The sequence below is a fragment of the Natrinema soli genome (genome assembly GCF_028618695.1).
The window spans coordinates 1-3,386 of sequence record NZ_JAQIVI010000494.1; the positions used below are offsets into that span (position 1 = coordinate 1).

The window sequence follows — 3,386 nt, forward strand, 5'->3', positions numbered from 1 at the left end:
GTCGTCGGCCTCGTCACCATCGCTCGCGTCGTGCGCGCCGCGCTGGCCCGCAACCGCGAACTGACGCTCGTCTTCCTAGTGAGCCTCATCGCCGGCTCGGTTCCCGCACCCCTGCACAACATCGGCGAGACGCACGCGTGGACGACGGAAACGATGGCGCTGACGGCCGCGTGGGCCGCAGTGGGTGCAGTCGCACTGTTCGCCCTCGAGTATCTCGTCGGCGGGTTCGATCCGGAGTGAACGCAACGAACGCGACGGGGCGGGCGGCAATCCAACGCACACCGTTCCCTTGCATGCTCCGGGACGGCATTATATCGGTGCCGCTACGAGGGCACGTATGCCAGTCACGGCCCTCTTCGGAACGAAACCGACGCGGGCGGTATCGGTCCGCTCGGTACTTTCGGCGGCGGCGCGAGAGTTCGACGGCGGGAACTGGGCGCGCGGGCTCTTACTCTGTAGTCTCCTCGTCCTCGTCTGGACGGGAGCGGTCGTCGACCTGACCGCACGCCGTCTCGTCGGCGCGCGCCGCCGCGGTCGGCCGCCGATCGCTTAGTCGCCGAAATCGGCGTCCTCGAAGTGTTCGTTCGCGAGGTCGTCGATCATGTCCTCGATATTGTCCTGTTTGTCGTCGTCGAGGTCTTCGACCGCGCCGACGCCGTGGCCGCCGCTCTTCGCCGTCTGCAGGGCGTTCTTGTTGAGGTTGCCGGCCGGATCGACCACCGGAAGCTTGAGATCCGTGAAGTTCTCCGGCGGGAATCCCGACGACGAGAGGATGAAGTGGTCCGCGACCTCCCCTAAGTCGTCAGTATCGAAGTCCTCGAGTTGCGGTTCGTCCCATTCCTCGGTCGTCGTGCCCGAAAAGTCGGGCTCGTGCATCGCGTAGTCGGTCACGAACGCGAGTACGTCACGGCGAAAAATCGGCGTGTTCCTTGCGTTTTCAGCGGGGGTGACGGGCACGCACCGCGTTGGTCGACAGCCGCCGAGACCGTCACGCGACGCCGCTGACGGAGCTCTACCAGCGATGGTGGACGTGTTCGAACACGTGCTCCTCGTAGACGTCACGGACGGCACCGTGAACCCGGTGAGATAACGGCGACAGCTCCGAGACGGTGGCGTTGCTCCGGACGTGCTCCGGCGAGGTCGTCCCCGGAATGACCGTCGAGACCGCCTCGTGGTCGAGGATCCACCGGAGCGTCAGCTCGGCCAGCGACAGGTCCTCGGGAACGTGGGGCTCGAGCGCCTCCACCGCGTCGTGGCCCGTCTCGTAGGGGACGCCGGCGAACGTCTCGCCGACGTCGAAGGCCTCGCCCTCGCGATTGAAGTTTCGATGGTCGTCCTCGGCGAACGTCTGGTCGCGCTCGAGCGCGCCGGTCAACAGCCCCGACGCGTACGGAACCCGGACGATCACGCCGACGGCTTCCCTGCGGGCCCGCTCGAAGAACAGCTCCGCGGGCCGCTGGCGGAACGGGTTGAAGATGAGCTGGACGGTCTCGACGATATCGTACTCGATCGCCTTGAGCGCCTCCTCGACTTTCTCGACGCTCACGCCGGCGCGGGCGATCTTGCCCTCGTCTGTCAGCCGTTCGAGCGCCTCGAACGTCGACGGCTGGTAATACGCCTCGGTGGGCGGACAGTGCAACTGGAGGAGGTCGAGCGTCTCCTCGCCGAGGTTCTCGCGGCTCCGATCGACGAACGAGGAGAGGTGGTCGTAGTCGTAGCGATCGGCCTCGTGCGGGTCGAGTCGCCGGCCGGCTTTCGTCGCGACGAACACGTCGTCGTGTGCGTTGCGCTCGTCGAGGACGTGTCCGATGTGGCGTTCGCTGCGGCCGTCGCCGTACACGTCCGCGGTGTCGACGAAGTCGATATCCGCGTCGATGGCGGCGCGAACGACGTCGCGACCGGTCTCGCCCGAGACGTCGCCCCAGGAGCCGCCGATGTTCCACGTTCCGAGGCCGACCTCGGAGACATCGCGTCCGGTCGATCCGAGTCGTCGATAGTTCATGTGCACCCGTGTTCGCGAACCGGTGTATGACTTGGCTTGGCGGCAACCCGTCGAACCGCCGCACTCGAGACCGTGACGATCGACGGGCGTCCGATGACGACTGAGGGGCGTCCGAAATCAACGGGGAGAGGTGCGTGACGGGGCCGTTGGGCCGACAGCGGCGCACTGTCGTCGCCTGCAGGCTGTGGTACTTTCCCCTCCATCGGGGTAGGAGCGCCCGATGAACCGTATCGACACCGAGACGGACGAGGTTCGATCGCTGGAAATCGGCTCAGTCAGTCAACTCTTCGGTGACGCGACCTTCCCGATGACGACCGACGAGGTGCTCGCGGAGTTCGCCGACGTGGAGATCACGTACCCCCGCCGATCGGATTCGCTCCGGACGATCCTCGAGACGTCGGGTCACGAGACCTATCAGACGCAGAACGAACTCGAGCTGGCGATCATGAACGGGGTCAGGCGGGACGCCGTGGGTCGGCCGCGGTACAGCGACCGCGGGGACAGCCCCCACGTCATCGACGAAGGGATGCGAGGGCAGCAGTCGTTCTGACCGATCGATTCGCGCGGAGAGACGGACGAGACAGCAATGAGTACGACAACGACCACACCCCACGACGCGCTGACGACCGAGCTGGAGCGCCTCTACTACATCGAGCGGGAACTGTGCGACGAACTCGAGACGCTGGCGGCCGACGTCGCGATCGATACCCTGGACGACGGCCGCGTCACGGCGTGTCGGGAGCGACTCTGGACGGCGATCGACGACCACTGCGACGAGACTCACGAGCACTGCGAACGCATCGAGCGGGCCTTCGACGCGCTCGGCGAGGACCCCCGGACCAGACGCGTTCCGGAATTCGACGGCCTACTCGCCGACAAGGAGGCGTTCAACAACGTCGTTCTGAACGACGAACTCCGGCCGCTGTACTACATCGAAACCACCCTGAAACTCGAGGCGATCGAGTGTACGGTCTACGAGACGGTGATGGCGCTCGCGAACTCGCTCGAGGGTGAGGCGGGCGAACGCGTCGTCGACGCGCTTCGGCCGAACTACGACGACGAGCGGGCGATGCGAACGGACCTCGAGTCGCTGTCGGAGAGCGACGCCGTCGAACTGTTGCTCGCGTCGAGCCCGGTCGGCGACGCCAGCCGCGGCTCACTCGATCGGCGATGAGGGTACCCACATCATGAACATCGAAACGCTCGAAGACAGCTTCGGTTTCCAGTTACAGCACGCCTACTACATCGAACGCATCCACGCCGAACTCCTCGCCGAGATGGCGGCCGACGCCGCGAGCGACGACCTCGCCGAGACGTTCGCGACTCACCGCGACGAGACCGAACGGCAGGTCGACCGCCTCGAGCGCGTCTTCGCGGCGCTCGG

6 protein-coding genes and 1 pseudogene are annotated in these 3,386 nt (G+C 66.1%); 5 read left to right on the forward strand and 2 right to left on the reverse strand.

Features of this window, described 5'->3' with window-relative positions; translation table 11 throughout:
• Together PGX04_RS24775 and PGX04_RS24780 are read left to right on the forward strand one after the other, a co-directional pair.
• Positions 1 to 240, forward strand: a pseudogene (locus PGX04_RS24775) (undecaprenyl phosphate translocase family protein); the annotation flags it as partial.
• 97 nt (positions 241 to 337) lie between these two features.
• The gene (locus tag PGX04_RS24780) at positions 338 to 553 is read left to right on the forward strand and encodes a hypothetical protein (protein WP_273740938.1); all 216 of its coding nucleotides are present in this window, start codon (positions 338 to 340) and stop codon (positions 551 to 553) included.
• Here the strand turns inward: PGX04_RS24780 and PGX04_RS24785 are convergent.
• Positions 550 to 957, reverse strand: a complete 408-nt coding sequence (locus tag PGX04_RS24785; protein WP_273740939.1) for a hypothetical protein — start codon at positions 955 to 957, stop codon at positions 550 to 552. The two genes, PGX04_RS24780 and PGX04_RS24785, sit on opposite strands and share 4 nt — an antisense overlap.
• Positions 958 to 1,012: 55 nt before the next feature.
• Positions 1,013 to 2,002, reverse strand: coding sequence for an aldo/keto reductase (locus PGX04_RS24790; RefSeq protein ID WP_273740940.1), 990 nt, complete (start codon positions 2,000 to 2,002; stop codon positions 1,013 to 1,015).
• A gap of 220 nt (positions 2,003 to 2,222) precedes the next feature.
• Here PGX04_RS24790 and PGX04_RS24795 point away from each other — a divergent pair, with 220 nt between their 5' ends.
• From PGX04_RS24795 to PGX04_RS24805, 3 genes are all read left to right on the forward strand, one after another.
• The gene (locus PGX04_RS24795) at positions 2,223 to 2,552 is read left to right on the forward strand and encodes a DUF5789 family protein (protein ID WP_273740941.1); all 330 of its coding nucleotides are present in this window, start codon (positions 2,223 to 2,225) and stop codon (positions 2,550 to 2,552) included.
• Between the two features lie 36 nt (positions 2,553 to 2,588).
• Positions 2,589 to 3,176, forward strand: coding sequence for a YciE/YciF ferroxidase family protein (locus tag PGX04_RS24800; protein WP_273740942.1), 588 nt, complete (start codon positions 2,589 to 2,591; stop codon positions 3,174 to 3,176).
• A gap of 13 nt (positions 3,177 to 3,189) precedes the next feature.
• A partial coding sequence (locus PGX04_RS24805) for a DUF892 family protein (protein ID WP_273740943.1) occupies positions 3,190 to 3,386 on the forward strand: 197 nt, incomplete at its 3' end.

Coding starts and splice junctions, on each gene's coding strand:
- PGX04_RS24780 (WP_273740938.1), top strand. CDS start 338: ATGCCAGTCACGGCCCTCTTCGGAACGAAACCGACGCGGGCGGTATCG.
- PGX04_RS24790 (WP_273740940.1), bottom strand. CDS start 2,002: ATGAACTATCGACGACTCGGATCGACCGGACGCGATGTCTCCGAGGTC.
- PGX04_RS24795 (WP_273740941.1), top strand. CDS start 2,223: ATGAACCGTATCGACACCGAGACGGACGAGGTTCGATCGCTGGAAATC.
- PGX04_RS24800 (WP_273740942.1), top strand. CDS start 2,589: ATGAGTACGACAACGACCACACCCCACGACGCGCTGACGACCGAGCTG.